The sequence below is a fragment of the Ruminococcus sp. CAG:379 genome, from assembly GCF_000434255.1.
Taxonomy (GTDB): Bacteria; Bacillota; Clostridia; order Oscillospirales; family Ruminococcaceae; genus Ruminococcus_F; species Ruminococcus_F champanellensis.
In genome coordinates this window covers 2528-6068 of the sequence record NZ_FR894929.1, presented here as the reverse complement: position 1 = coordinate 6068, position 3541 = coordinate 2528, and the positions used below count along the sequence as shown (strand labels likewise).

The window sequence follows — 3541 nt, the reverse complement described above, 5'->3', positions numbered from 1 at the left end:
GACATGCTGATCCAGAAAATTCTTGCGGAGGACAAGCAGTATGATCTGAGCAAGATCATCTCCTCCTACGAATTTGCCGCCAAGGCTCACGAGGGGCAGACCCGCTCCTCCGGACAGCCTTATATCATCCATCCGCTGTCGGTTTCCTACATTCTGCTGGAGCTGGGCATGGACACGGACACCATCTGTGCCGCCATGCTTCACGACGTGGTGGAGGATACCCCGGTGACCCTGGAGGAAGTGAAGAAACGCTTTGGTCAGGACGTTGCCATGCTGGTGGATGGCGTGACCAAGCTCAACAAGATCCCGATCTTCAGCCCGGAAGAGCAGCAGGCGGAGAATGTGCGGAAAATGCTCCTCGCCATGTCCCAGGATATCCGGGTCATCATCATCAAGCTGTGCGACCGGCTCCACAATATGCGCACTCTCCGGTACCGCCCCTCCTATAAGCAGCGGAAAACCGCTCTGGAAACCATGAACATCTACGCCCCCATTGCTCACCGTCTGGGCATCCGGGCAGTGAAGGAGGAACTGGAAGATCTGGCGTTCCGCTACCTGGATCCCTACGCCTATGCGGAGATTGAGCATATTCTGGAAATCAAGAAAGAGGAACGGGAGGCGTTCATCGAAAGCATCAAGAAGCGCATCGCCGACCGGTTCAAGGACGTGGAATTTTCCGCACCGCCTCAGATTGACGGACGGGTCAAGAGCATTTACGGCATCTACAAGAAAATCTTCGTCAACCACAAGAGCATCGAGGAAGTGTACGACAAATACGCCGTGCGGATCATCGTCAACACGGTGGGGGAGTGCTACAATGTGCTGGGACTGATCCACGATATGTTCCGTCCCATCCCCAACCGGTTCAAGGACTATATCTCCACGCCAAAGGCGAATATGTACCAATCCCTGCACACCACCGTACTGGGCAGGGAGGGCATTCCCTTTGAGGTACAGATCCGCACCTGGGAGATGCATGCTACGGCGGAATACGGCATTGCCGCCCACTGGAAGTACAAGGAGGGCGTCCAGGGCAAGGACAAGATGGAGGAGCGCCTTGCCTGGATCCGACAGGTCATTGAAGCCCAGCAGGCATCGGATGATGCCGAGGAGATCGTTCGGATCATCAAGAATGACATTGCCCCGGAGGAGATCATGGTCATGACCCCCCGGGGAGATTCCATCGCCCTGCCCATCCATTCTACCATCATTGACTTCGCCTACCGGATCCACTCCGAGATCGGCAACAAGACCATCGGCGCCAAGGTGGACGGCAAGATCGTCCCCCTGGATTATCAGCTCCAGACCGGGCAGATCTGTGAGATCATCACCAGCAAGGATCCGAAAAAGGGTCCCAGCCGTTCCTGGCTGGAGATCGCCAAGACCAACGAGGCAAAGTCCAAGATCCGGGCATGGTTCAAGAAGGAGTGCCGGGGAGAGAACATCGAAACCGGAAAGAATGCTCTGGAGCGGGAATTCCGCCGGTACCAGATCCATGTGCCCGAGGACAGGCTGGAGGAATTCCTGGCGGATGACTTGAAACGGCACAACTGCTCCACCTTGGATGACTTCTATGCCTCCATTGGCTACGGCGGCATCCTGCTGTCCAAGATCATGTCCCGGCTTCGGGATAAATACGTCAAGCAGTACAAAACCGAGGAAACTGCTCCGGCACCGGAAGCGCCGAATCCCGGTGTCCGTGCCCGGAATACGGGCAGCATCATTCTGGACGATATCGACAGCTGCGTGGTGAAGTATGCCCAGTGCTGCAATCCACTGCCCGGGGACGAGATCGTGGGCTTTATCACCCGTGGCCACGGCATTTCCATTCACAACAAAAACTGTGTCAATTACCGGGCAGCCATGAAGCGGAACGACCCGGCTGAGGCGGAGCGCTGGGTGAATGTCCAGTGGGCAGCCACGCCCCAGACAGCCATGCAGACCGGCATCGAGGTCATTGCCACTGACCGGGTGGGGTTGGTGTACGATATTACCGGGGCGCTGATGGAGTCCAAGATCCCCATCATTCACTCTGCCTCCCGGAATTTGAAAAATGGCAATGCCCTGTTTGAAGCGGCGATCACCATTGCCGGCACGGAGCAGCTGCGGAATCTGATGGATAAGATCCGCCATGTGAAGGGTGTCATCAGCGTGGAGCGTGCTGCTGTGAAAACCGAAAAGAACGGATAAAGGCACTGCACAAGTCCTGTGCGGTGCTGACTGAAGAAAGGAGCTTCCCTCATGAAGGTACACATGCTTTCCCTTGGCCCCCTGGGCGCCAATTGCTATATTCTTGAAACAGACCAGAAAAACGCCATTGCGGTGGACATCGGCGGAGATCCGGAGATTTTGCTGCGGCTTTTGCGACAGCAGGGGCTGCACCTGGATCGGATCCTGCTGACCCATGGCCATTATGACCACATCGGGGGTGTTGCCCAGGTGCAGCAGGAAACCGGCGCTCCGGTGTACATTCACGGAGATGATCTGGGTATGCTGACGGACGAGATCCGGAGTCTGTCCACGCCCATGGGCATGCAGGGCTTTGACCCGGTACCGGATGCGGATACCCTGACCGACGGGGAGCATATCCGGCTGGATGATGTGGAGCTCACCGTGCTGCATACGCCCGGACATACCCCCGGCAGCGTCTGTTACCTGGGCAATGGGCTTCTGCTCAGCGGAGATACCCTGTTCCGCCAATCCATCGGCAGAACCGACTTTCCCGGCGGCAGTATGCCCCAGATGCGCAAATCCCTGACCCGGCTCAACGGTCTGACCGGGGATCTGCTGATCTATCCGGGACACAACGGCGCCTCCACCCTGGATTACGAAAAGGAGCACAACCCGTATCTGCGGGATTATACCTGATATGACTATTTTTCTCATCGGTCACGACTTTAAATATGAAACCGAAGCCACGGTCAAGCTGTTTTTCCCGGCAATGCGCTTTGCATTCTGTACGGAGGATGCTCCTTGTACAGGGGATTTTATCCGCACGGTCTTTACAGAAGATCGAATCCTGGTGGAAACCAGCCTGTCCGGCGTGTTCCGACGCCGGGAGGCTCCCCTGTTTCCGGATGGGGACAAGCATGCCGCTGAGCATGCCCTGTGCCGGACGCTGTATGCCCATCTGACGGAAGCCACCGGCGTGACACCTCCCTGGGGCATGCTGACCGGCATCCGACCGGTGCGGATGCTGACCGCTGCCGTAGAGCAGGGCAGTACCCTGGAGCAGGCTGCGGCACATATGCAGCAGACCTATCTGGTGTCAGAGAAAAAGCTGGCGCTGGCAAAGGCAACTGCCCGGGTGCAGCTGCCCCTGTTGCAGGGACTTGCCCCGGATGCCATCAGTCTGTACATTTCCATTCCCTTCTGCCCCAGCCGATGCAGCTACTGCTCCTTTGTGTCCCATTCCATTGCCGAAGCCGGGGAACTGATCCCAGCCTATGTGGACTGCCTGTGCCGGGAGATCCGGATCTACGGGGATCTGATCCGGGTGCTGCATCTGAAGCTGGACACGGTGTACATCGGCGGCGGGACG

General features: G+C 57.4%; 2 protein-coding genes and 1 pseudogene. All 3 read left to right on the top strand.

Annotated features, from left to right (window positions below):
• Positions 1–2190 (top strand): RelA/SpoT family protein (locus tag QVO51_RS10610; protein ID WP_288168217.1); only part of this gene is annotated, 2190 nt, incomplete at its 5' end.
• 51 nt (positions 2191–2241) lie between these two features.
• The gene (locus QVO51_RS10605; RefSeq protein WP_022358374.1) at positions 2242–2868 is read left to right on the top strand and encodes an MBL fold metallo-hydrolase; all 627 of its coding nucleotides are present in this window, start codon (positions 2242–2244) and stop codon (positions 2866–2868) included.
• Position 2869: 1 nt separating this feature from the next.
• Positions 2870–3541: pseudogene (locus QVO51_RS10600) on the top strand (coproporphyrinogen dehydrogenase HemZ); the annotation flags it as partial.